The organism is Photobacterium sp. R1, from assembly GCF_054600795.1.
Window position 1 is genome coordinate 1 of sequence record NZ_BAAHZP010001024.1, and the last position, 233, is coordinate 233.

The following is a 233-nucleotide window of genomic DNA, read 5'->3' on the forward strand; positions in this document are numbered from 1 at the left end:
AGGAGCTCTCATGCGATTACATCGTACTGCCTGCTTAGTTTTTGCCTCCATGTTAGGTGCTGCTGTCACAGGTTCTGCGCTCGCAGATCAGGAAGAAAAAGCAGCCACAGAAGCATCCAGTCAGGCTGAAAGCGATGACAGCAAAAAAAACAGCGAGAATAACGCTATTCAAGTGGGTGACGTGCTGACGGTTAAACTGGACGCCCTGTTGCCGACACAAGCCGTTCTTGCTT

Annotated in this window: 1 protein-coding gene; it reads left to right on the forward strand. The window is 50.2% G+C overall.

Annotation, left to right across the window (positions count from 1 at the left end; translation table 11 throughout):
* Positions 1-49 precede the first annotated feature (49 nt).
* Positions 50-233: hypothetical protein (locus ACYP03_RS28155; protein WP_459782958.1), on the forward strand; the 184-nt coding region annotated here is incomplete at its 3' end.